At 62.2% G+C, this 22,889-nt stretch carries 23 protein-coding genes; 12 read left to right on the top strand and 11 right to left on the bottom strand.

From position 1 onward, the window contains the following. The first annotated feature begins 145 nt into the window (after nucleotides 1-145). From U1R88_RS22375 to U1R88_RS22365, 3 genes are all read left to right on the top strand, one after another. The gene (locus U1R88_RS22375; RefSeq protein ID WP_322433237.1) at nucleotides 146-994 is read left to right on the top strand and encodes a GNAT family N-acetyltransferase; all 849 of its coding nucleotides are present in this window, start codon (nucleotides 146-148) and stop codon (nucleotides 992-994) included. 760 nt (nucleotides 995-1,754) lie between these two features. Continuing rightward, on the top strand, nucleotides 1,755-2,720 hold the full coding sequence (locus U1R88_RS22370) for a sulfotransferase family protein (RefSeq protein ID WP_322433236.1): 966 nt from the start codon (nucleotides 1,755-1,757) through the stop codon (nucleotides 2,718-2,720). A gap of 102 nt (nucleotides 2,721-2,822) precedes the next feature. Continuing rightward, nucleotides 2,823-3,032: a hypothetical protein gene (locus U1R88_RS22365; RefSeq protein WP_156771536.1), complete on the top strand. Its 210-nt coding sequence runs from the start codon at nucleotides 2,823-2,825 to the stop codon at nucleotides 3,030-3,032. Between the two features lie 109 nt (nucleotides 3,033-3,141). Here the strand turns inward: U1R88_RS22365 and U1R88_RS22360 are convergent, their stop codons facing one another. Then, complete coding sequence (locus U1R88_RS22360) at nucleotides 3,142-3,969, bottom strand: AraC family transcriptional regulator (RefSeq protein WP_322433235.1); 828 nt, start codon at nucleotides 3,967-3,969, stop codon at nucleotides 3,142-3,144. Nucleotides 3,970-4,164: 195 nt separating this feature from the next. Between U1R88_RS22360 and U1R88_RS22355 the strand changes: the two genes are divergently transcribed. After that, on the top strand, nucleotides 4,165-5,358 hold the full coding sequence (locus tag U1R88_RS22355; RefSeq protein WP_322433234.1) for an FAD-dependent oxidoreductase: 1,194 nt from the start codon (nucleotides 4,165-4,167) through the stop codon (nucleotides 5,356-5,358). A gap of 21 nt (nucleotides 5,359-5,379) precedes the next feature. Next, nucleotides 5,380-5,793, top strand: coding sequence for a hypothetical protein (locus tag U1R88_RS22350; RefSeq protein ID WP_322433233.1), 414 nt, complete (start codon nucleotides 5,380-5,382; stop codon nucleotides 5,791-5,793). A 104-nt stretch (nucleotides 5,794-5,897) separates the two neighbouring features. On the opposite strand, the gene U1R88_RS22345 is transcribed toward U1R88_RS22350, so the two are convergent. Further along, nucleotides 5,898-6,461 carry a chorismate mutase gene (locus tag U1R88_RS22345; RefSeq protein WP_322433232.1) on the bottom strand — a complete coding sequence of 188 codons (564 nt, stop codon included), beginning with the start codon at nucleotides 6,459-6,461 and terminating at the stop codon, nucleotides 5,898-5,900. Between the two features lie 187 nt (nucleotides 6,462-6,648). Between U1R88_RS22345 and U1R88_RS22340 the strand changes: the two genes are divergently transcribed. Beyond that, a complete protein-coding gene (locus U1R88_RS22340) occupies nucleotides 6,649-8,052 on the top strand; it encodes an amidase family protein (RefSeq protein WP_322433231.1) in 1,404 nt (467 codons plus the stop codon). 271 nt (nucleotides 8,053-8,323) lie between these two features. On the opposite strand, the gene U1R88_RS22335 is transcribed toward U1R88_RS22340, so the two are convergent. The 3 genes from U1R88_RS22335 to U1R88_RS22325 form a co-directional block, all read right to left on the bottom strand. Further along, complete coding sequence (locus U1R88_RS22335) at nucleotides 8,324-8,458, bottom strand: hypothetical protein (protein WP_256390531.1); 135 nt, start codon at nucleotides 8,456-8,458, stop codon at nucleotides 8,324-8,326. Between the two features lie 111 nt (nucleotides 8,459-8,569). Beyond that, a complete protein-coding gene (locus U1R88_RS22330) occupies nucleotides 8,570-9,214 on the bottom strand; it encodes a response regulator transcription factor (RefSeq protein WP_322433295.1) in 645 nt (214 codons plus the stop codon). 434 nt (nucleotides 9,215-9,648) lie between these two features. After that, nucleotides 9,649-10,605, bottom strand: coding sequence for an NAD-dependent epimerase/dehydratase family protein (locus tag U1R88_RS22325; RefSeq protein ID WP_322433230.1), 957 nt, complete (start codon nucleotides 10,603-10,605; stop codon nucleotides 9,649-9,651). Nucleotides 10,606-10,671: 66 nt separating this feature from the next. Between U1R88_RS22325 and U1R88_RS22320 the strand changes: the two genes are divergently transcribed. The 3 genes from U1R88_RS22320 (at nucleotide 10,672) to wrbA (ending at nucleotide 12,404) form a co-directional block, all read left to right on the top strand. Continuing rightward, nucleotides 10,672-11,301 (top strand): TetR/AcrR family transcriptional regulator, encoded by a 630-nt coding sequence (locus tag U1R88_RS22320; RefSeq protein ID WP_322433229.1) that lies wholly within the window; start codon nucleotides 10,672-10,674, stop codon nucleotides 11,299-11,301. A 227-nt stretch (nucleotides 11,302-11,528) separates the two neighbouring features. Next, the gene (locus U1R88_RS22315) at nucleotides 11,529-11,765 is read left to right on the top strand and encodes a hypothetical protein (protein ID WP_322433228.1); all 237 of its coding nucleotides are present in this window, start codon (nucleotides 11,529-11,531) and stop codon (nucleotides 11,763-11,765) included. A 39-nt stretch (nucleotides 11,766-11,804) separates the two neighbouring features. Beyond that, nucleotides 11,805-12,404 (top strand): NAD(P)H:quinone oxidoreductase, encoded by a 600-nt coding sequence (gene wrbA / locus U1R88_RS22310; RefSeq protein ID WP_322433227.1) that lies wholly within the window; start codon nucleotides 11,805-11,807, stop codon nucleotides 12,402-12,404. Nucleotides 12,405-12,553: 149 nt separating this feature from the next. Here wrbA and U1R88_RS22305 read toward each other — a convergent pair whose 3' ends face one another. The 6 genes from U1R88_RS22305 to U1R88_RS22280 form a co-directional block, all read right to left on the bottom strand. Further along, nucleotides 12,554-13,525 (bottom strand): 2-hydroxyacid dehydrogenase, encoded by a 972-nt coding sequence (locus U1R88_RS22305; RefSeq protein ID WP_068289492.1) that lies wholly within the window; start codon nucleotides 13,523-13,525, stop codon nucleotides 12,554-12,556. Nucleotides 13,526-13,778: 253 nt separating this feature from the next. Next, nucleotides 13,779-14,675, bottom strand: a complete 897-nt coding sequence (gene sucD, locus U1R88_RS22300) for a succinate--CoA ligase subunit alpha (RefSeq protein WP_322433226.1) — start codon at nucleotides 14,673-14,675, stop codon at nucleotides 13,779-13,781. A 12-nt stretch (nucleotides 14,676-14,687) separates the two neighbouring features. Beyond that, complete coding sequence (locus U1R88_RS22295) at nucleotides 14,688-15,872, bottom strand: malate--CoA ligase subunit beta (protein WP_322433225.1); 1,185 nt, start codon at nucleotides 15,870-15,872, stop codon at nucleotides 14,688-14,690. Between the two features lie 12 nt (nucleotides 15,873-15,884). Further along, the gene (locus U1R88_RS22290; protein ID WP_322433224.1) at nucleotides 15,885-16,850 is read right to left on the bottom strand and encodes an HpcH/HpaI aldolase/citrate lyase family protein; all 966 of its coding nucleotides are present in this window, start codon (nucleotides 16,848-16,850) and stop codon (nucleotides 15,885-15,887) included. Nucleotides 16,851-16,969: 119 nt separating this feature from the next. Beyond that, nucleotides 16,970-18,160 (bottom strand): aminotransferase class V-fold PLP-dependent enzyme, encoded by a 1,191-nt coding sequence (locus tag U1R88_RS22285; protein ID WP_068289224.1) that lies wholly within the window; start codon nucleotides 18,158-18,160, stop codon nucleotides 16,970-16,972. A 226-nt stretch (nucleotides 18,161-18,386) separates the two neighbouring features. After that, nucleotides 18,387-19,139: a DUF899 family protein gene (locus U1R88_RS22280; RefSeq protein WP_322433223.1), complete on the bottom strand. Its 753-nt coding sequence runs from the start codon at nucleotides 19,137-19,139 to the stop codon at nucleotides 18,387-18,389. Nucleotides 19,140-19,674: 535 nt separating this feature from the next. Between U1R88_RS22280 and U1R88_RS22275 the strand changes: the two genes are divergently transcribed. The 3 genes from U1R88_RS22275 to U1R88_RS22265 all read left to right on the top strand — a co-directional run bounded on the left by U1R88_RS22275 (nucleotide 19,675) and on the right by U1R88_RS22265 (nucleotide 22,793). Continuing rightward, nucleotides 19,675-20,451 (top strand): response regulator transcription factor, encoded by a 777-nt coding sequence (locus tag U1R88_RS22275; protein WP_322433222.1) that lies wholly within the window; start codon nucleotides 19,675-19,677, stop codon nucleotides 20,449-20,451. 113 nt (nucleotides 20,452-20,564) lie between these two features. Continuing rightward, complete coding sequence (locus U1R88_RS22270; RefSeq protein WP_322433221.1) at nucleotides 20,565-20,828, top strand: hypothetical protein; 264 nt, start codon at nucleotides 20,565-20,567, stop codon at nucleotides 20,826-20,828. 606 nt (nucleotides 20,829-21,434) lie between these two features. After that, a complete protein-coding gene (locus U1R88_RS22265; protein ID WP_322433220.1) occupies nucleotides 21,435-22,793 on the top strand; it encodes a porin in 1,359 nt (452 codons plus the stop codon). Nucleotides 22,794-22,889 lie beyond the last annotated feature (96 nt).

The raw sequence follows: 22,889 nt of genomic DNA, 5'->3' as shown, positions 1-22,889 counted from the left end.
TATTCGATAATTATTTCAATCATACTGGGTCACCGGCAGCGTGTTGGAAAAAGCGACATCAGGCATCCTTGTCGACCCCCTGATCCCGACCGTCTTCCATGAAGATTGGTGGCTGAACGCGGCTACGCGGGGGAAAGTCGAATTCGTGGAACATGAGGAAGGAGGGCGTACCGTCGGACGCCTGCCCTATGTCCTGGAATCGCGCCTTGGCCTCCAGAGCGCCAACATGCCGCCGATGACGCATTTCCTTGGCCCTGGTGTTGTCGAATCCCAGGGATCGAAGCCGAACCGCTTCCTGAAGACACAAGGGATCATCCGCGAGCTGCTGCGCAAACTCCCGGCAATCGCCTCCTTCCGCCAGAAAATGCATGCGGGCATTTCAGATGCCCTCGCCTTCCAGGCCGAAAATTACGAGGTCTCGGTACAATTCACCTTCGAGATCCAGCCGGCAGAACAACAACAGCTCTGGCGCTGCATGCGTGACAAGACGCGCAACGTGATCCGCCGGGCCGAGGAGCATTACCTCGTCTCGCAGGACATGGATCCGGAGGACTTCTTCCGCTTTGCGAGCGCCAATCTGGAAGCGCGCAACGAAAGCGCCAATGTCGATTTCGCGGCCTGCCAGGCGGTTACGACAGCCAGCCTTGAACGTAGACGCGGCCACTTCCTGGTGGCCCGGGATGGCGGCGTGGCCAAGGCGGCCATCTTCTGTGCCTGGGACAGCAAGGCCTATTACTACCTGCTGTCGACCCGGTCGGCCGACAGTACGAATGGCGTCATCCCCATGCTGCTCTGGCATGGTATCCGGGAGGCGGTCGCCCGGGGCCTGACCTTCGACTTCGATGGTGTGGTCAATTCAGGCTCGATGCTGCTGTTCTCCGGCTTCGGCGGCACCGTGAGTCCGCGCTACATCGTCTCCAAGTCGACGCCGCTCTATCGCACCCTGCGCGAGATCCGCCGGTTCAACCCGGAAGTCTACAACGCGTTTTGCTGATGTCTGCGTGCCACGTGCCATAACGCCGAGAGGCCGGAAGAATGCCGGCGTGAACAATTGCGTGCCGTTCGGATGGAAAAGCGATCGTAGCGGGCGATAAAAGGGCCGACCGCGGCCGGTGCATCGAACAACCGGCAGACTTGTCGGGAGAGGGACCCGCAACAGAAAACGGAGGAATGAGCCTGCAACTCAATTCCTCCGGTCCTGAATTCATCAACGTCGAGTTCTCACAGGTGAGATCTACACTTGGATGCTATGTGAAGCACCGCCTGGCAGAAGAACACCCACAACCCCACAACGTAGTCGCTAGCCTTGGCGCTCCTGCTAGCTTGGGTAGGATCTTACGGCAAGGAGCTCACAAGTCTACCCGTCAAAAATGCCGGGGTCTTTCCGGGAACATTCGTTCCGCTCGCTTGCGTTCCAATATTCCTGTTGAAATTCAACGGGATAAGCTTCCGAGGCAGTCCCGTCCCGGCAATCATCATCGATCTTCGCAACCATTCTGAGTAGCGACGGCACACACAAACGAGATCACAAGCACAGCCCCCCGATTTCATGGGAAAGGATGCGCATTTCTTCATTTCTCCTTTGCACAAACTGAACAACCATGTAGAGAATATGTCCAAAATGGGGCTTTCCGAGATAGAGTTGGCCAAACACGATCCAGATGGAAACAATGACGGATAATTCTGCGATTGCTTATATCGATACGGAATACAAAAATCCGCTGCGTGATAGAATTACCCAGATCGAAGGGTGGGTGTCATCGCATCGCCCGATCGATTCACTTTCCGTTTTTGTCAATCGACAGCCGCTTGGTTATGTCGATACCTGTGAGCGACCCGATGTTCCCGTCGCGACCAACCGGCCTTACGCGCGCGGCTGGAACGTCTATTTCGAACCCCGCAAACATCTGATCGGCGAGCTCGGCACCGTCCTGATCGAGGTCGCAGTCAATGGCAGTGTGGTTCAGCGCCGCTATCACCGTTATGAGCCGCGGCCCCATTCGACGCGACCGGCCGTCTATTTCATGCATATTCCCAAGACGGCCGGAACCAGCACCCGGCGAGCCCTGCAAAGCGATCCGGATATCCAGTTGCTGCAGGTCTATCATCAATATCCCTGCCTGCATGAAGAGCAGTTCGACACCTTCAGCAACAGCGCCCTCGATGACGTCGACATCGTATTCGGTCACTACATGTACGGGCTTCACCGGCATTCCGGCAGGCCCCACCAATATGTCTCGATCGTGAGGGACCCGATCGACCATGCCATCTCATGTTACCTCTACATGAAATATGTCGTGAAGGACCCGAGGATCGTCGCCCGCTCATCGATCTTCGATGCGTTCGACAATGTCGATGACGTGACATTCGATAATTACAGCACGCGATATCTGGCTGGATACCCTGACCAGCAGAAAGTCGGCCCGGCACAATTCGAGACGGCGCTGAAAAATGTCGATAACGACTTTGCCTATATCGGCACGGTCGAAAACTACAAGCAGAGCCTGGAGGCGATCAGCTTCTACCTCGGCAAGGAGCTGCCCCATCATGTCGACAACGTCACGCCGGCATCGGACGAGATGGCCGCGCTCGACAGGAACGAGGTGAACGAACGCCTCAGTCCCCGGCTGGGCCATGACCTGAAGCTCTATCAGGCGATACGAGAGAGATTTCCAGGCGATTATTTCTTCGACATGCGTGCGCGATCCCACGCGGGATAGGCCAATCGCGAACAACGGCCACGCCATGGGCGTGGAGCGACTTGACGACCCCTGGCGTCCGGTTCAGGTTCACCGGCACGTCGCGAAAGTGAGGGAATGTTCATGCGCACGAAACTGATTCTGGCCGCGATGGCCGCCAGCCTGGCAATCGGACTGAGTGCCTGCGCGACGGAACGCGGCATTCCCTACAGCGCCACCGATTGCGCCCGCGCCGGCCGCCTGCCCAAGCATTGGACGCCGAGTGCCGGCAATTGGTGCCAGCACTTCAAGCCGAGATGGCAGTCGAATCGCCATTGGCGCCAGCCAGCCTGAACCTGGCCGCTTCCGCCGGAGAGCCGCAATCACCCGATACGGCTGGTTCCACAAGCCGTACCGGGACGTTTTCTCGATGACATGTTCCATCCACCTTTCTTGAAATGTCCTAGCCGCTCTTCTCGAAATCCCGTGGTCCGCGTCCCGAGAAATAGCGCGCCGGCGATTCGCCGAAGGCACGCCGGAACATCGCAATGAAATTGCTGGGAGAGGCATAGTTCAGCGCGTCCGCAATGGTGGCGACCGGCTCCCCGCAGGCAAGCATTTCGAGGGCATGGGTCAGTCGGACCTGCTGGCGCCACGCCGCGAAACCGAGGCCGGTTTCGGCCTGCATCAGCCGGCGCAGCGTCCGCGCGGAGACCGCTCCCCAGGTCGCCCATTGCTCCAATGTGCGGGTGCTGCCCGGCTCACTTAGGACAGCCCGAGCGATACGCGCCAGCCGCGGGTCGGATGGCATGGGCAGGTGGAGCGGCTCATGCGGCGCGCGCGCGATCTCATCGAGCAGAACCTGCAAGATGCGCTGCTGCTCGGGGGACAGCGATGGCAGCATCGTCCAGGCGACGGCGCGCCGAACCAATGCCCGCATCAACTCGCTGATGCCGAAGACGCAGGGCCGGTCCGGCAATTGCCGGGCCTGCTCCGGAGCCACGACGACGCTCCAACCGCTGGTGGCACCGCTGACGCTGGCCCAATGTTCCTCTCCCGGCGGTATCCACCCGGCGCGGTGAGGCGGCAGCAGCCATGACCCCTGCGACGTGCGTACATGGACGAGCCCGCTCTCGACACAAAAGACCTGGCCGCGCACATGGCTGTGCCAATCATATTCGCGGGTACCCAGGCGGTATCGGCTTTCCGGCTCCTCGCCACCCCATAGCGCGACCAGCGGCGGTCCATCTGCCCGCTCGATGAAGTCCATTCTCTGAAGATCAGACTGCATCTTGGCCACTTCTCACTATTATTTGGCCAGATGTCGTTATCAGGATTTTCCGCGCCGCTCTAGCCTGGTCACCTACACGCAGGAGCGTCTCCCGGCCGAGCGGCATTGCCACGAACCGCAAGGACGCATCGAAACAGGAATGAGGGCAGGCACGTGGCCATGGCCGCGGACGCCCTGCTCCGGAACAGGCTTTGCATGACCGGTCGGCCCTTTCATGTCGCTATCATCGGTGCAGGGCTGGGCGGTCTCTGCCTCGCCCAGGGACTGAGACAGCACGGCATCTCGTTCGACGTCTTTGAAAGGGACGAGGCGGCGGACAGCAGGAAGCAGGGCTACAGGATCAGGATCGACGAGACGGGCCGACAGGCGCTCGCAGCCTGCCTGACACCCGAGTTGAACCAGCTCTTTCGCCAGACCTGTGCCGTCTCCCACTCGAACGGACGTTTTCTCGATCCCCGACTCGGGCCGGTCGAAGGTCGCCCTTCCGGCAACTGGCGCCCCTCAGCGGTGGGTGCAGACCCATCAAGCGACGGCGATCTCAGCGCCAACCGTCTCACCCTCCGGGAAATTCTCCTGTGCGGCATTGAGGACCGCATCCACTTCGGCAAGGCCTTTCGCCGCTTCGACACGCGGAATGAGGGCGCGGTTACAATAGGATTCGAAGACGGCACGGCGTGCGAAGCCGACATCCTCGTCGCCGCCGACGGCGTGAATTCCACCGTATGTCGGCAACGCTGGCCGCTGCTGGCGCCGAAGGATACCGGCGCCGTTTGCATCTACGGCAAATCCCATCTCTCCTTCGACGGTCGGGTTGCCGACACGCTCTTGGACGGTACGTCCGTGATCTTCGCCGATGACTTCGCGGTGATCGTCGATGCCATGACCTTTCGCCTCCCGCTGGATACGGCGGGGCTCACGCCGATCGCGGACTATCTCTATTGGGCCGTCATTGGCCGGCGGACGAGCCTGGGACTGGACGAGGCGACCTTGCGCGAGGCGGATGGGGAGGCACTGGCGGCTCGGGTCCAGTACCTCGCCCGCTCCTGGGCCGGTGGTTTGCGCGCCCTGTTTGCCAAAGCAGATCGATCGACCATTGCTGCACTTGCGATACGTAGTGCCGGCCCCCTGCCCGCATGGGCGCCGAGTCGCGTGACCGTGCTGGGCGATGCGATCCACGCGATGAGCCCGGCCGGTGGCGTCGGTGCCAACACGGCGCTCGATGATGCGGCGCATCTCGCCACCTGGTTGAGCCTAGCCGCTACCGGCAAGTCGCCACTTCCGACAGCGATTGCCGCCTATGAAGACGATCTGCGCCAGCGGGCCAATACGGCGATCGCGGCCTCCCTGCAGGGTGCACAACGCCTTTTCGGCGAACGCACCGCCATCTGACTACGAAACCGAGGATCGACTATGCCACTCGACCATCAGGCCTTCATCGTCCACGACGTTTCCGGCTTTCCGATCATTCGGTCTCGGCCCGAGGCAATCGTTCCGGGCTATGCCGGGCGCTGGATGAGCGAGATGGAGGCACTTCTTGCGCAAGGCCAGCCCTTCGTCGTGGTCTTTCCTGCCGGCCATGCGGAGGAAAAACATGAGGATCGCAAGCGCAGGGGTATCTGGCTCAAGGCGAACAAGCAGGCTCTCGGCAGGCTTTGCCTGTCCCTGATCGCCATCGAGCCCGATCGCCTGAAGCGCGTAGCGCTCCGGGCCCAGACAGCGATGGCCACCAAGGCCTTCGGGATCGCCATGGAAATTGCCGCCTCTTCCGAGGAAGCCACGGCCCTCGCCGCGCGGCTGATCGTGACTGAACGGGGAACCGCGTGAGCCGCCAGCCCTGCATTATGACGGGGGGAGCAGCACCTCCCCGCGGTCAGTGCAACCCATGGCCGCCATGATCTGAGGACGCGCTACGCGCAGCCCCTCAATTCCTACTTCGCCAGCCTTATCGCCAGCAAGGCACTGAACAATTGCTGCTTGTCCGATTCCTTCAGATTGGGCTCGTGTACTGCCTTGAAGAAGCTGGAACGCTCATCCGAGGTGAACCGTCCGCTTTTGAGGTCTTGCGCCATCTGCCGCAGAATGTCCTGGCTCAACCGGGCGATGTCCTGCCGTACCTTGTCGAGCGGGCGCGGTTGCCAGCCCGCCTCGGGCTGCGCCAGCCAATCGGCCAGATAGCGATATTCGACGGCCTTGGCAGCATTGATCTGGGCGATGATGAAGGGCTCCACCGTGGCGGGATCCAGCCCCAGTTTCTCCGCATCGGACTTGGCACTGGCCAAGACTTTGGCTTCCTGGGCCAGATCTTCGATCGGCAGGTGATTTTGCGCCTTATACCCAGCGACATCCTTCATATAGGATAGGCGATGGCCGACCTTTTCCGCCAAGGGCGTGATTCCGGCGGCAAAAGAACTCGTCTGAGCCGCCAAGAACAGGCTCGCAAACAGCAATGGCAACAGCCATGCCGCTGCCTGATTCGATCCGATACGCGACATGTTCAATCCAGGATCCTCATTGATGATTGAAGCTGATCGTGCAAATGGCGCTGCACCCTATTCCACGATCGCGGAAGCGAATTCGCCCGCCGTCGGCGCGAGATGCCATGATCCTTCTTGCTCCATGGGCATCGAGCCGACACTATTTCTGCTTTCATGCCATGATTGAGGGAATCGGAAAACCGCGATGAATGAACTCTGGCGCTTGGACGCGATGAAAATCGCCACTCTCGTCAAATCCAGGCAGGTGTCTGCACGCGATGTCGCAGTGGCAGCACTCGACCGGCTGTCTGCCGTCAACCCGTCGATCAACGCCGTGGTCGACATGCGGCCCGACGACGTCCTGGCACGGGCGGGCCGGATCGATGCCGCCATTGCCCGCGGCGAAGAAGGCGGCGCGCTGGCAGGGGTCCCCGTTACCGTCAAGGTCAATGTGGACCAAAAGGGATATGCCACCACCAACGGCGTGACCTCGCAGAAGGATCTGCTGGCCGCGGACAACAGCCCCGTCGTCGACAGCCTGCTCGCGGCCGGGGCGATCCTGCTGGGCAGGACCAACACACCGGCTTTTTCCTATCGCTGGTTCACCAGCAACCGCCTGCACGGCCATACGAAGAACCCCCATGATCCCACGCTGACGCCCGGTGGATCGTCCGGCGGCGCAGCCGCGGCGGTCGCGAGCGGCATCGGCTCCATCGCGCATGGCACCGATATAGCCGGCTCGATCCGCTATCCCGCCTATGCTTGCGGCGTCCACGGCCTGCGCCCCTCGCCCGGACGGGTGGCGGCCTACAACGCCTCGTCTCCCGAGCGCGATATCGGCGGCCAGATCACGGCGGTATCCGGCCCCTTGGCCCGCTCGATCGACGACCTCGGACTTGCGCTCAAGGCACTGTCGCGCCGGGACGCGCGCGATCCGTGGTGGGCGCCCGTGCCGCTGACGGGGCCGGACATCACCAGACGCGTCGCTCTTTGCCTCGATCCGGGCAGGATCGGCACTTGCGAGGCCATTCGCGCCAAGTTAAGCGCAGCCGCCCGGCATTTGGAGGCCGCCGGCTGGATCGTCGAGGAGGTCGAGGATCTGCCGCCGCTGCGTGAAGCAGCCGAGCTGCAGATCCGGCTCTGGATCGGCGAAGGCTACGAGGCCAAGCTTGCCGCGGCCGAGAAGGAAGGCGATCCGGGCGCGCTCACCGTTTTGCGGGGTCACCAGGCGCTTGGGCGCTCCACCACCCTCGCCTCCTATTCCCAGGCGCTGACCCGGCGAGCCACCCTGATCCGGCAGTGGCAGCTCTTCATGGAGACCTATCCGGTCGTGTTGCTGCCGGTATCAGCCGATCTGCCGTTCGAGGATGATCTGGACCTCAGGGGCCATGCGGCATTCGAGCGGGTCTGGAGCGCCCAGATCCCGCAAATCGGCGTGCCCTTCCTCGGTCTGCCGGGGCTCTCGGTCTTTACCGGATTGAGCGGGCGAATCCCGACGGGGGTTCAATTGCTCGCGCCGCGCTTCCGCGAGGACCTCTGCCTTGCGGCAGGTGCCGTCATCGAAGCCGCCTTCGGATCACCCTGCGTCGTGGATCCTGCCGGCGACTGAGGCCTTTGCCGCACGCAGCCATCTCGTCGAAGCACTCGTACCCAGGGGTCCCTGGCGAGGGCCGACGGTTCGGCAGGTGATCTTTCGGTTATCGATGTCGAGATCATTTCACCCTCTCCCGGTGATCTTGAACGGGACGATCGCTGGCTGCACGAGATGGACAGGTCGCCACCGGCCGCGATCCTGCGGATCCCTGATCAGGACATGCGAGAGTTCAGGCCATCGCCTTGCCGATAGGCGTGCTTGCCTCGCAACTTTTTCGGAGGAAGTCCTAACGGCGCTGAAACTCGCGGCGCTGGCGCAGGCATTCCATCCAGTCCGGTCCGATGACGAAGCGAACGATGCCCGCCCCCGCCACGAGCCCGGCAAGGGGTAGAACCAGAAAGGGCCAAAGTTCGATGGTCATCGCGTCGCTCTCCTCACACGCGCGGCCTTCTGCCCTTCCGTCATGACAGGCCGATGACGTACGAGCCTGCAATCGCAGTCGAGCGTGTGTGAAGCCAGCAACCGCCTTGCGTCAGGAATTGGCCTGCGGGCCCCTGCTCTTCTCGGTGGCATAGAGGGCGACCGCCATGGCCCGATTGCGCACCTCGAGCTTGTCGTAGAGATTCTTGAGGTGATATTTGACCGTGTTTTCCGAGATTCCGGTGCGGGCGGCGATCTGCAGATTGGTCCAGCCGTCGGCGAGCACGGCAAGCAGTTCGCGCTCGCGGGTCGTCAGGCGTGAAAGCGGGGTGTCGTTGATCTTTGACACGTCCAGGTAAGGGATGCAGATCCGGCCATGGGCGACCGCCACCAGCGTGTCGAACAGAATGGCCGGGTCGTCGAACTGGTAGCAATAGCCTTGCACGCCCAGGCGCACGCACTGCTTGAGAATGGCGATGTCATGATCGTTCGAGAAGATGACGATGCGTGTATGCAGGCCACGCTGTCGCATTTCCTCCAGCACTTCGGCGCCGTTCATGTCGGACAGTTTCCAGCCGAGAACGGCCAGGTCGAACTTTGGTTCGGCCACAGCCGTAAGAAAGGCCCCGCCGGACTGAACACTGGCAACCAGCTCGAAACGGGCATCATTCTTGATCATGTCGCCAAGAGCAGCCACAACCAAGGGGTTGCGCTCGGCGATCAGCACCCTGAACCGGCCTTCCGGAGCTCCCCGCATCCTATCGACCTCGATGCCTTGACGCTGGCTTTTCCCCTCGGCGTTCATATGCCCCTCGATTTGCGGCGCGCGCCACCTCTGATCCGACGTCTTCTGTTTTGGGCCTTCTCTGTTTCGGGGCGCTTCAAGCCACGACAACGATCCGGTACCTGCCTGAGCCCATATTCATACTGTGAAACATTTTTTCATTCCAGTGCGTTGTTTGATTTCACGGTGCTGGAGCGGCTTCATTCCCCTGTGGGTTGTGCGCAGTGAATCAATCTTTGTCCGCAAATCACAACATAGTTTGTCCTTAGGCAGGAAAAATCCGCTCCAGGCCCCTCTTGCGGCGCTCGGAGCATGGTCGCGTCCCGGATGCCGACGTTCGTGAGAGCCGCCGCCGGATCGCATCCGTAGCTCACACCTCTTGGCACCTCGACGGCATGGGTCTCGGTCTAAGTGATCGGTTGCGCGCCATTCCGGATGATTTCGGCAAATCCCTGCCGCCACGAAGGATGGCGCGGCGACCAGCCGAGTTCCCGCTTGGCCTTGACGTTCGATCCCGCACGCGATTGCGTCAACATGACGACGATATGCTGCCCGACGGCAAGGCGGCCAAGCCATGCCGGCACGCCGAATGGCTGTTTTGCGCCGAGCATTGCAGCGATCTCGGTGAGCCAAGCGTGCACCGGCGCCGGATCGTCGTCGACAATGTTGTAGATGCCCTCGCCCCGCTCGACCGCCAGCGCGGTTGCCTCCGCTGCATCATCGACATGCAGGAATGACCACCACGCGGTGCCGCCACCGATCAGCGGCATACGACGCCTGCGAATCCGTTCGATCGTGGCTGGATCGAAGACGCCGGTGTCGGGGCCATAGAATCCACCATAGCGAAGCGCGACACCAACCAGGCCGGGCGTTGTCGTGACGGCGTGCTCGAGATAACGGATCGCATCGAGCGTTTCGCGGAGCTCTTGCGGCGGATCCTGGTCGAGCGGATCGTCCTCGACTTTCACATCACCGCCAACCCGCGCATAAGGCCAGCCGCAAAAGCTCTGCGCGACGAACCGCTTCACGCCGCAGTCGCGCGCGGCTGCAAGTAGATGGTCAATCCCGGTGGTGCGCAGCCGATTGCTGCTCGCGAAAACGCGGTCGAATTTGCGCAGGTCCGAAGCCCCCTTCAAATCCGTCAGCTGATGCACGATCACGTCCGGCTCCGCAGCGGCGACCAATGCGCGAATGGCCGTCTCATCGAGCGCGTCGGCAACAACCGGCTCCGCGCCGAGTTCCCGCAGGAGGCCGGTCTTCGCCGGGGTTCGCGTCAATCCGACCACGCTATGGCCGTTGCCGATCAGGCGCGGAACCAGGCGGCGTCCGACCGCGCCCGTCGCGCCCGCAACGAAAATGCGCATCGTATCACCTCGCGGCTTGATAACCTACTTTGAAGTAGGTTAGTATCGATCGCGATGAAGTCAAGGGTGCGCAAACGTCTGAGTGCGGAAGAACGGCGGGCCCGGATCATCGAAGCCGCTGTGAGCGCATTTGCGCGCGACGGATATGACGGCACGAAAATGGACGACATCGCGGCCCGTGCGGAGATCACCAAACCGGTTCTCTACGATCATTTTCCTTCCAAACAGGCGCTGTTCCTGGCCGTGCTCGAGTCAATCCGCGACAGCTTGATCGGCAAGGGCAAGGTGATCGCGCAGGATGACATCGGCCCCGAGCAAAAATTCCGGCGTTCGATCGACGCCTTCCTGGCATTCGTCGAGCAATCGCCTGAGGCCGCGCGGGTGCTGCTGACGGTTCCGGCGGGTGATCGGGTCGCAGCGAAAGTTTCGCGCGAGGTCCAGGCCGGCGCGTCCGCCGGCATCGCCGCGCTGCTGACCGACTTCGCGCCAAGTCAACCGTCATGGCAGCGACACGGCACGGCGGCGTTTCTGAAGGAAGGTCTCCATGCGGTCGCCGTGTGGTGGCTCGATCATCCGGGACCGAGGCGCGAGGAGATCCTCGAACTCGTGCTGAATGTCGCCTGGCTGGGCTTTCGAACACAGGTGGACCCCGACGGAACGGCGAAAAGCCGGGGTTCCATCGATCGAAACGCATAGGTGGAGACCGGTTCCTCGCGCGATTGCGTGAAGCCGGCATTCTCCCTGCAGGGATAGTTCATGCTCTCTGCCGGCGACGATCGATACAATTATAACTTGCATCCCTTGCCAGCGAGCAGAAGCCGTTCGGCCGATCGGCGATTTGGCTGACGTAAAATCGATTCCCGTCCAAGCCGAGATATAGGATAGTCGGGACGGAATTGGGCATGCTCGCAATGTGTGCGGCAATGAGCCAGGACGTTCGTTTCACTGAATGGATATGCATTCTTTCGGGGGAAGCCGGTATGCACGACGAAGGTCTTGCCATCACACAGTTGTTTCTGGGCGTGCCCTTTGTCGTCCGGGGAATGCTGAAACTGCAAGGCGGCGAGACCAAGCTCGTCGCGGGTCTGAAGGTACTCCCGAAGCAAGGAACCAACCCACATCCAAAAAATTGCGCGACTGCCCAACCGAACCGCAAATAGCCCAGACAAGTCAGGTCGCTGGATCGAGAGGAGATATCGATGGCAAAGGTTCTCGTACTCTACTACTCCGCCTATGGTCATATCGAGGCGATGGCCAACGCAGTTGCGGCGGGCGCACGTGAGGCTGGGGCTATCGTCGACGTCAAGCGCGTGCCTGAACTGGTGCCGGAGGCGACCGCCAAGGCATCGCACTACAAGCTTGATCAGGCCGCACCGATCGCCAAGATCGAGGAGCTCGCCGATTATGATGCCATCGTCGTCGGCACCGGCACCCGCTTCGGCCGGATGTCCTCGCAAATGGCGAACTTCCTCGACCAGGCGGGCGGCCTCTGGGCCAAGGGCGCGCTGAACGGCAAGGTTGGTGGCGCCTTCACCTCGAGTGCGACCCAGCATGGAGGCCAGGAGACCACCCTGTTCTCGATCATCACCAATCTCCTGCATTTCGGCATGACGATCGTCGGTCTCAACTATGGCTTTGCCGGGCAGATGAGGCTCGACGAGGTCACCGGCGGCGCCCCCTACGGCGCCACCACCATCACCGGTGGCGACGGCAGCCGCCAGCCGAGCGAGAACGAACTGGCGGGCGCGGGCTATCAGGGCCGCGCGATCGCGGAAACCGCAATCAAGCTGCACGGTTGATGAACTGAGGCCGTTTGACGGCAGGGCCAACGTCCCAGCCTACACAGGAAGCCCGCAAAAAATCCCGGCCCACGGGGACCGGGATTAACATCGCTGCAAGCCGCTATAGCCACATCGCTCCTGCCGATTCCGGCAGATCGCCCGATACGTCACGCAACCTTGTCGGGCACGGACCGTCCCTCGAAGAAGGCGGTGAGGTTGTCGACCGCCCGCATGCCCATCGCCACGCGGGTTTCTTCCGTGGCACTGCCGAGATGCGGCAACAGGACCACATTCTCCAGGCGCAGGAGCGCCGCAGGCACCGCCGGTTCGCCGTCATAGACGTCGAGCCCCGCGCCGGCGATCGTTCCGCTTTCGAGCGCCTCGACCAGGGCCTGCTGGTCGACAACGTCGCCTCGGGCGGTGTTGATCAGGAAGGCACCCGGCTTCATCGCCCGCAACCTCGCGGCATTGATGAGATGCCGATTCTCTGCGCCACCCGGGCAATGCAGGGAGACGAAGTCCGCCTCGGCCAGCACCTCCTCCACGCTTGCCAGCTGTCGCGCGCCCATGGCGCGGGTCGTCTCGTCGTCGACCTTCGAGCGGTTGTAGAACACGACCTTCATGTCGAAGCCGAAATGGGCCCGTCTGGCCGTTGCCTTGCCGATCCGCCCCATGCCGATGATGCCGATGGTCTTGCCGCTCACCTTGGCGCCGATCATGTGGGTGGGGCACCAGCCCGCCCACTCTCCGGCCCGCAATTGGCGCTCCCCCTCCCCTGCACGTCGCGCCACGGCAAGGAGCAGGCTGAGGGCGATATCGGCGGTACAGTCGGTGAGGACGCCCGGTGTATTAGTCACCGTCATGCCGCGGGCACGCGCCGCGTCAATGTCGATATGGCTGAAGCCAACGCCGAAATTGGCGAGGAGCTTGGTCCGCACATCCGCCTCGGGAAAGACCGAGGCCGGCAGCTTGTCGCTGACCGTTGGCAAGACTGCATCGAACTGCCTGAACGCATCGCTCAGCTGCGATGCGGTCAGCGGCGTGTCGTCCTGATTGAATGTCGTGTCGAACCTGTCGGCAAGGATGCGTTCGACCGCTTCAGGCCAGCGCCGCGTCACGAGAATCCGAGGTTTCATGATCACTCCTTGCAATCGGCGGGACAGCAGGGCCGCGCGCCCCCTCACCTCACCTCTCCCCGTGAGAACGAGGCGAGGAGACACAGACGTGGTAATCGACCCTCTCGCCTTTGATCTCGCCCAACCGTCGAGCGGGATGCCGGGCATTTCGGCATGAAATGCCCGGTGGAAGTCTTCCCACGCCGCTCTTACGGGGAGAGGCCCGCACTTTGCTTTGCAAGTGCGGAGGGGTGGAGGGACGGCGTGACCTTGCCGATCAGGCCGCCTTCCTGCTTTCCAGCACGCCTGCCACAGTCGGCCCGAATTCGGCCGGCGTCGGCACGATCGCGACACCGGCATCGCGCAGGATCTCGACCTTTTCCTGGGCCGACTCGCCGAAGGCGGAGATGATGGCCCCGGCATGGCCCATGCGCTTGCCTTTGGGTGCGGACAGGCCGGCGATATAGGCGATCAGCGGCTTGCGCATGTGATGCTTGGCCCATTCGGCGGCTTCCGCTTCCTGCGGCCCGCCGATCTCGCCGATCATCACCACGGCGTCGGTGTCCGGATCTTCCTCGAAGAGCTTCAGGATGTCCTTGAAGGACGAGCCGTTGATCGGGTCGCCGCCGATGCCGACGCTGGTGGAAACACCGATGCCCAGTGCCTTCATCTGCGAGGCCGCCTCATAGCCGAGCGTACCCGAGCGGCCGACGATGCCGACCCGGCCCGGCAGATAGATATTGCCGGGCATGATGCCCATCAGCGCCTGGCCGGGCGTGATGACGCCGGCGCAGTTGGGGCCGATCAGGCGCATGCGGTCCTCGTAGCGGAAGCGGCGCATATAGCGCTTCACCCGCATCATGTCCTGGGAGGGAATGCCGTCGGTGATGCAGACGCAGAACTTCAAGCCGGCATCGGCGGCTTCCATGATGGAATCGGCCGCGAAGGGCGGCGGCACGAACACGATCGAAGCCTCGGCACCCGTCTCGCGCACGGCGCCCTTGACCGTGTTGAAGACCGGAATGCCGTGATGGTCCTGGCCACCCTTGCCGGGGGTAACGCCGCCGACGACATTGGTGCCATAACGCTTCATGTCCTGGGCGTGGAAGGAACCGATCTTGCCGGTCAGGCCCTGGACGATGACGCGCGTCTTGCGGTTCAACAGAACTGCCATTTCGTTTCCCCCTCAATGCTTCTTGGTTTTGGCAAAAGCCTGCATCGCCTCGACCGATTTTTCGGCCGCTTCCGCCAGGGTCTCGGCGACGATCACCTTCTCGCCGGACTCGGCGAGAATACGCCGTCCCTCTTCGACATTGGTGCCGGCCAGGCGCACCACCAGGGGCACGTTCACGCCCACCTCGCGTATCGCCTTCACCACGCCCTCGGCCACCCAGTCGCAGCGATTGATGCCGGCGAAGATGTTGACCAGGATGGTCTCGACATTCTTGTCGGCCAGCACGGCACGGAACGCCTTGGCGACGCGCTCGGGCGAAGCACCGCCACCGATGTCGAGGAAGTTTGCCGGCTCGCCACCGGCGATCTTGATCATGTCCATGGTGGCCATGGCCAGGCCTGCACCGTTGATGATGCAGCCGATATTACCGTCGAGCCCGACATAGGACAGGCCGCGATCGGAGGCAAAGGTCTCGCGCGGATCTTCCTGCGACTTGTCGCGCAGCTCCGAAATCTCGGCGCGGCGGAACAGCGCATTCTCGTCAAAGGACATCTTGGCATCGAGGGCGATCAGGTTGCCGTCGCGGGTGACGACGAGCGGATTGATCTCCAGCATCGAGGCGTCGTAGTCGCGGAAGACGCGGTAGCAGCCCAAGAGAGTGTCGACCGCCTTGCCGATCATGTTGTTCTCCAGCCCGAGGCCGAAGGCGATCTCGCGGGCCTGGAACTGCTGCATGCCCGCACCGGGATCGACGATGGCGCGGATGATGGAGTCAGGCTGCTTCTCGGCGATTTCCTCGATCTCCATGCCGCCGGAAGCCGAGGCCACGATCATCACGCGCTCGGATTTGCGATCGAGCACGATGCCGAGATAGAGCTCCTGGCGGATGTCGACGGTTTCCTCGACATAGAGGCGCGAGACGAGCTTGCCCTTCGGGCCGGTCTGGTGCGTGACAAGCTTGCGTCCGAGCATGGCCTCCGCCGCATCCGATACTTCGCCGTCGGACTTGCAGATGCGGATGCCGCCGGCCTTGCCACGGGCGCCGGAATGGATCTGGGCCTTGACCACCCATTTGTCGCCGCCGATCTCGCTGGCGCGATAGGTCGCCTGCTCGGGGCTGTAGGCAAGTCCACCGCGCGGAATCTGCACCGAATAGCGCGAGAGCAGTTCCTTGGCCTGGTATTCATGGATGTCCATAAGGGTACCTCGTCAGTTGGGCAGGCCGGCGCGCGGCTGGGTGGACTGTTGGATGGCTTCGTGCATGACCAGGACGTTGCGAGCCATGCGTTCGGACGCGGCATCGATCATCTTACCGTCGAGGGCGGCGGCACCCTTGCCCTGCTCCTCGGCTTCCCGGAGCATCTCGATGATGCGGCGGGCACGATTCACTTCCTTTTCGGGCGGCGAGAACACCTCATTGGCAAGCGCGATCTGCGTGGGGTGGATCGCCCATTTGCCTTCGATGCCGAGGGCGGCGGCGCGCCTGGCCGCGGCGATGTAGGCCTCGGGATCAGAGAAGTCGCCGAACGGACCGTCGATGGCGCGCAGGCCATAGGCACGGCAGGCCACCGTCATGCGCGACAGGGCCGCATGCCACTGGTCGCCGGGATAATCGGGATTGAGGCCGCCGATCGAGACCGTGCGCGCCTTGCAGCTCGCCGCATAGTCGGCAACGCCGAAATGCAGCGCCTCGAGCCGGCCGCCATAGGCAGCGATCGCCTCGACATTGGCCATGCCGAGCGCCGTCTCGATCAGGCCTTCCAACCCGACGCGGGTCTTGAACCCCTTGGCGGTCTCGATCTGGTTGACCATGGCCTCGACCATGTAGAGATCGGCCGGCACGCCGACCTTGGGCACCAGGATGGTGTCGAGCCGGTCACCCGCCTGCTCCATCACGTCGACGACGTCGCGATACATGTAGTGCGTGTCGAGGCCATTGATGCGCACGGAGATGGTCTTGCCACGCGCGCGCCAGTCGATCTCGTTGAGGGCCTCGATGATGTTCTTGCGCGCCCGCTCCTTGTCCGGCGGGGCAACCGCATCCTCGATATCAAGGAAGATGTAGTCGGCCTCGCCGTCGGAGGCCTTGCGGATCATGTCCGGATTGGAGCCCGGTACCGCGAGTTCGCTACGCTGCAGGCGCAGTTTTCGCAGGTGATGGATGGTGTGGCTCATGATGTTCCTCCCTTCGGGCTGCCGCATCTTCGAACGTGGGCACGACCCGTTGGTACTGGCTTTGATCTTTATGGAGCGAGTCTTCGCCCTCCCCTTGATGGGGAGGGCCGAGTTGCGTCTTAGGCAGCCTTGGCCAGGCTCGGCTGAGCCGACAGGCGATAGTGCTCGAGGGCCGCGCCCACGCCGGAGCCGGGCTGGACCTTCACGCCGCAATCGCGCAGCGCCATTTCGGCTGCCGAGATCGCACCGCACATCATCACGTCGTTGACCCAGCCGAGATGCCCGATTCGGAATACTTTGCCGGCAACTTTGTTGAGACCGACCCCGAGGGAGGTCTGGTAGCCGTAGTGGGCCCGCCGCACGATCTCGGCACTGTCGATGCCTTCGGGCACCAGGACTGCGCTGACCGTGTCGGAATTCCACTTGGCTTCCTTGGCGCAGAGCTTCAGCCCCCAGGCCTCCACCGCCTTGCGCACGCCGGTGGCCAGGCGGTTGTGACGCTCGAAGACAGCCTCGAGGCCTTCCTCATGGAGGAGATCGAGGGCGACGCGAAGCCCGCGCAGGAGTTGAACCGCCGGCGTATAGGGGAAATAGCCGGTGTCGTTGGCGCGAATCTGGTCCTCGAAGGAGAAGTAGCAGCGCTTGTGCCCGGCCGTCTTGGCGGCTGCGAGAGCTTTTTGGCTGACCGACAGGAAGCCCAGGCCAGGCGGCAGCATGAAGCCCTTCTGCGAACCGGAGACGGCACAATCGACGCCCCAATCCTCCTGGCGGAAATCGATCGAGCCGATCGAGGAGACGCCGTCGGCAAAGAGCAGGGCCGGATGCTTGGCCGCGTTGAGAGCGGCCCGCACGCCGGCGACATCGCTGGTCACGCCGGTGGCCGTTTCATTATGCGTGACGAAGACAGCCTTGATGCGATGCTCCTTGTCCTGGAGAAGCCGCTCCGCATAGATCTCGACGGGGCAGCCGGTGCCCCATTCGACATCGACCACATCGACGTCGAGGCCGAAGCGCTCGCACATGTCGACCCACAGATGCGAGAACTGGCCGAAGCGCGACATCAGCACGCGGTCACCCGGGCTGAGCGTATTGGTGATCGCCGATTCCCAGGCACCCGTGCCCGAAGACGGGAAAATGAAGACGCGGCCGGTCTCGTTGCGGAACACCTTCATCAGGTCGGCGAACAGACCGCGGGTGAAGGCCGGATAGTCAGGCGCGCGCATGTCCTCCATCGGCATGTTCATCGCCTGGCGAACGACCTCCGGAACATTGGTCGGTCCTGGAACGAAAAGCTGGGTGAAGCCGGCCATCTAAATCCTCCCGAAATGTGCGGCGGGTCCTGAGCCTGCCGGTTGCTTTCGAGGGTGATGATCGGTCGGGGGGCCTCCTGCCCACAACACCTGTCGGGATAGATTCACGAGCCTGAGGGCATTGGAAGCCCCCTACACTTTCAGAGCCTGCCGCACCCCATCGGATGGGTGAGATCCTACCCGGACTGCCCCGAGAGGATCACGCCGCCCCCAGCAACAAGCGGCCTCAATGCCCAGAAAAATCGAGATCATCGGAATAGCCGGCCTCGAGGTGCGACCACTGGGCGGTGGGTCGCCCGTCGACACGCATCCTGCCAACCCCTTCGAGCGGTCGCGGCCATCCGGCAGGCGAGTCCTCCCACGCCTCCTGCCGTCCATAGACGGTCATATCGAGCAGCCGGTAATTGTTGTCCATCGCCTCGCCCCCCCGCCACGTCGTCCAGTGGGTCTCGAAGACGTCCGATCCCTGCCGCAGATAGCAGACGATGTACATCAGCCCTACCCGGCGCCCGACCAGGAGCGTATCGAGCGAGGCACGAGGCGCCGAGTACCAGAGCATCTGCCAGCCCATGAAATCCCGGTAGCGGGCGCTTTCCGCGTAAGGGCCCTGGCGGAAGGTGGCATAGGTGACATCGCGCGAATGCACATAGGACAGTTCTCGGACCCGCGACGTGACCCAGGTGCAGCTTTCGCATTGCTCCGGCGCGGGATGGCCGGCATGCCACATGAAGTAATAGGCGATGAGCATGCGGCGCCCTTCGAAGGCATCCAGCAAGGTCACCGCCCCCTGGGTACCGATGAGCGGGATTGCCCCATCCACCGTGACCATGGGCAGCCGTCGGCGGGCTGCGGCGATGGCATCACCTTCCCGGGTGTGAGCCTTTTCCCTGATCCGCAACGCCTCCGTCTTCGCGTGGAAAATATCCCGATCGACTATTTCGGGAGCTCCGAGCCGATGTGCAGTGCCGTCATCGATCATCGTTCTCGCCTTCCCTGGCCTCTATCGATGGCAACCAGGTTAATGCCGGATGTCCGAACGCTGCGAGTGATAAGTATGGCGGGATTGTGATGCGCGCCTGTCCGCGATCCACGCGCTGCCCTGTGGGGGCGCGATCTTTTTGCGCCTGTCGAGACTGTATGGTGATACCTCCATTGATCGTACGAAAGGAAGGGCTCGGATAGTGAGTGGGTTCCGTCCTCCCCAGGTATGGAGCCGTCCGAAGATCGATACGACGAGAGCGGAACTGGCAGCTGTAAATGCCAGTGAGCGGAGCTCTGTCGGCTCACCATCATACCAACGTATAATACAGGCAGAAACATTCAGTAAAAAAAGCCGGTATAGATGTGATGCCACGGTGGCGGGAGTGCAATCCTCGATTGAGATAATTGGCTTGGGGGCGAGCCGCACTGTCGGACTGATCTGCCGGAGGAAACACCAGGATGGTTTCAAAGCCCGCATGACCTTATCGCCGACAGAGATTCTAATCGGGGTGCGCGTGGACGAGGGACGTTGCTTGCATGCCTTGCAGGCTGAACGAACCTTCGGCACCTATGGCCTCACTGAACGCAGCGACGCTGTCACGCGCACCAACATACCGCCTATTTCCATCGACCTGATCGGCGGTTGCGGCCTCCACCGCACGGCCTTGATGCGCTGCCTCGCGGCGTCGGAGACCGCTCTCGCGGTGGAGGGCTTCAGGGATGTCGAGGCCTGGGCGGCCGCGCCTCTTCGTGCCACCGACGTTCTTCTCATCGCTTCGGAGCAGTTCTCCAGCATCGCGGCGATCGGCAGAGACATTCGGGCGATACTCGAGACAGCGCCCGCGGCCCGCATTCTCGTGCTCGCCGACATTACCACCCAGGCCATGCTGATCGCGCTTCTCAAGCAGGGTGCAAAAGGTGTCGTGCCCTCGGAATCGACGATCGACAATGTCATCTTTGCGGCCCGCCTCGTCCGCCGAGGCGGGTTGTTCACGCCTCTCCTGGAAGCGGTTCAAAGGAAAGCCGCTACGCCTGATCCTGGCGAAGGCGAGCGGCCCCCGCAGGCTGTGCTGACCCCCAGGCAGATCGAAATCGTCGTCGAATTGCGCAAGGGCTCGGCCAACAAGGACATTGCCCGCGAACTCGGGATGAGCGAGTTCACCGTAAGAGTACACGTCCGCAACATTCTGCGCAGGCTGAAGGCTCGTAGCCGTACTGAAGTCGTTGCGAGAACGAATGCCTTGCAGTTCCCGCCTGCCCGCTCCCGCGCAGCGCCGGAAGCCTCCATCGCCGCCCGTCAAGCTCGTTAGCCAGTTTATTTGCCCCCTCCGCCGGTGCCGTTCATTTATCCTCGTCGCGAATGGACAGCCCGGCGTAGCGAGCCCTCGCGATCAACCGCCTGCCGCGCGGACCGGAAGCGCCCATGCCTCACAAGCTCTATTCATTGCTGCGAACACTGGAACGGCATCGCCTCTGGTTCATGATGGACCGTCTGGGTTCCAATTCCGTCACCCTGACGGTCACGGTCGAGGAAAACCGGCTGGAGATCGATGTCTTCGAGGATGAACGGGTTGAATATGCCTGCTACAAGTCCAATCAGAAAATCACTGCCGGGGGCAAGAACCTCGACGCTCTAATCTCGGGGCTGGCTGCCATCGGCCGGCAATGGCCACCCGGCCCGCGATAAAGCGGGGATGGCCTTTTTCCAAGGGCACGCTGGCGACGGGCGTGGCGAAGCTCGGCCCAGAAGCTTCCGCTCCAATCATCCCCCAATGGGCCAGCAAGGCCTATCTCGCATTCACCATGACACCACGAGGGAGCGAGGCCCGCGCCAGGCGGTTTGGCGAGCCCCTGTGCGCAGTCCTCGAGCCATGTGCCCTCCACAAGGCCCCGCGCGTGCCCCTCAAAGCGAAACCCGACCAGGGAGGTCAATTCCTGGCCGGGCTCCAATAGCTCAGGGTCTCGCGAACCCGAGGGAATATTAGGGAATCACCGGCGTCTGCGCCACAAGCGCAAGGTTGCATTGATTTTCGATCAGATAGATATCGCGTGTAATTATCTTTAATTACGATACAACTAAAAGGCGATTTTAGCAGTGAAATTCCGAAGAACTGGTTGTAATTTTAAAAGATAGATTTCACATTTGCCCATCAACACTGATTAGATTGTGGCCTTTTTGTTACACAATTTCCCAAAAAGCCCAATCTACTAGCACATATATCGGATTCTTTTTGCGATGACTCGGGAAGTGTCGCAATCTCGCCTCCGGTAACAACCTCAAAGGGGGAGTCGCATGGCGACCAAATCTCTGCTTCTAGGAACCATAGCCGGCATCGCCGTCGTCGGCGTCGCCCAGGCCGCCGACCTGCCCATGACCAAGGGCGAGGCCGTCGAATATGTGAAGGTCTGCACGGCCTTCGGCCCGGGTTTCTTCTACATTCCCGGCACCGACACCTGCCTGAAAATCGGCGGTGAGATCCGCGCCGACTATCGCGGCTTCGGCGGCAGCGGCAGCGGTCGCGTCGAGACGACCGTCAACGGAGGAACACCCACGGTTACACGCGGGAACTTCAAGTGGAACCGCAATAACGATCGTACGGCTTTCAACACCCAGGCCCGCATCTGGTTCGATGCCCGCACCCAGACCGACTGGGGCCTGCTGCGTTCCTACTTCCAGATCAATGCCGACTCGCATCCGATCAGCCATCAGGGCCGCGGCGGCGTCTATAATGGCAACACTTTCACCATCGACAAGGCCTTCATCCAGTTCGGCGGCCTGACGGCGGGTTATGCCCATTCGTTCTTCGGCTTCTACGACAACGAATATGGCGACACCATCTGGGCGCCCTATTATGCCGAGAGCAACACCGTCAACCTGCTCGCCTACACCGCTCAGTTCGGCGGTGGCTTCAGCGCCACGCTGTCGGTCGAGGACGGCCGCGATCACCGCTCCAACGTTGCGGTGAAACAAGGCGGCCAGCAGGTTCCGGACGTGGTCGGCCAGCTGCGCTGGGATCAGAGCTGGGGTTCGGTCGCCATCCAGGCGGCAGGCCACCAGTTCCGCTCGGCGGAGGCCGTCGACGCCAATGGTGTTCCGCTCCTGGCCACCGACCCCGACTATATTCCTCACAAACAGAAATATGGCTGGGCCGTGGGCGGCACGGGCCTGCTGAAGCTGCCCTTCATCGATGGCGGACACTTCATCGTTGAAGGCCAGTATGCCGATGGCGCCCTCGATTATCTCGGTGCCGGCAACAGCATCTTCAACAACTACAGCGACTATTATTTCGGCTCGAACAGCACCTTCCGCGCCGGCAAGGGCTGGTCGGTCGTCGGCGAACTCGGCGGCAACATCACGCCCGTCCTGAACGCCAACCTCGTGGCCAGCTATATCGACGTTCGCTACGACGACCTGCTCGGCTTCGCCGGCAAGAAGTCCTTCGACAAGGAATTCACGGTCGCCGCCAACCTCACCTACACGATCGTCAAGGGCCTTACCATCGGCGCCGAAGTCGCTTACACCCGGGCTGACTTCAACCTGGGTTCGAGCAGCACCACCACGACCGACGGAGAGACCACCACCACGGTCACCAATACCAAGGCCACGCCCAATATCTGGCAGGCCGGCATTCGCATACGGCGTGTGTTCTAAGTCTCTCAGTACAGCGTCAAACCATGAGGGCTCGGCTCACGTCGAGCCCTTTTCATTGAGCCATTCGCCCGGGAAACCGCGGACTCATGACGACGC

The organism is Labrys sedimenti (assembly GCF_034424805.1).
Taxonomy (GTDB): Bacteria; Pseudomonadota; Alphaproteobacteria; order Rhizobiales; family Labraceae; genus Labrys; species Labrys sedimenti.
The sequence above is the reverse complement of the archived record's forward strand: the minus strand, read 5'-3'. Positions and strand labels throughout refer to the sequence as shown.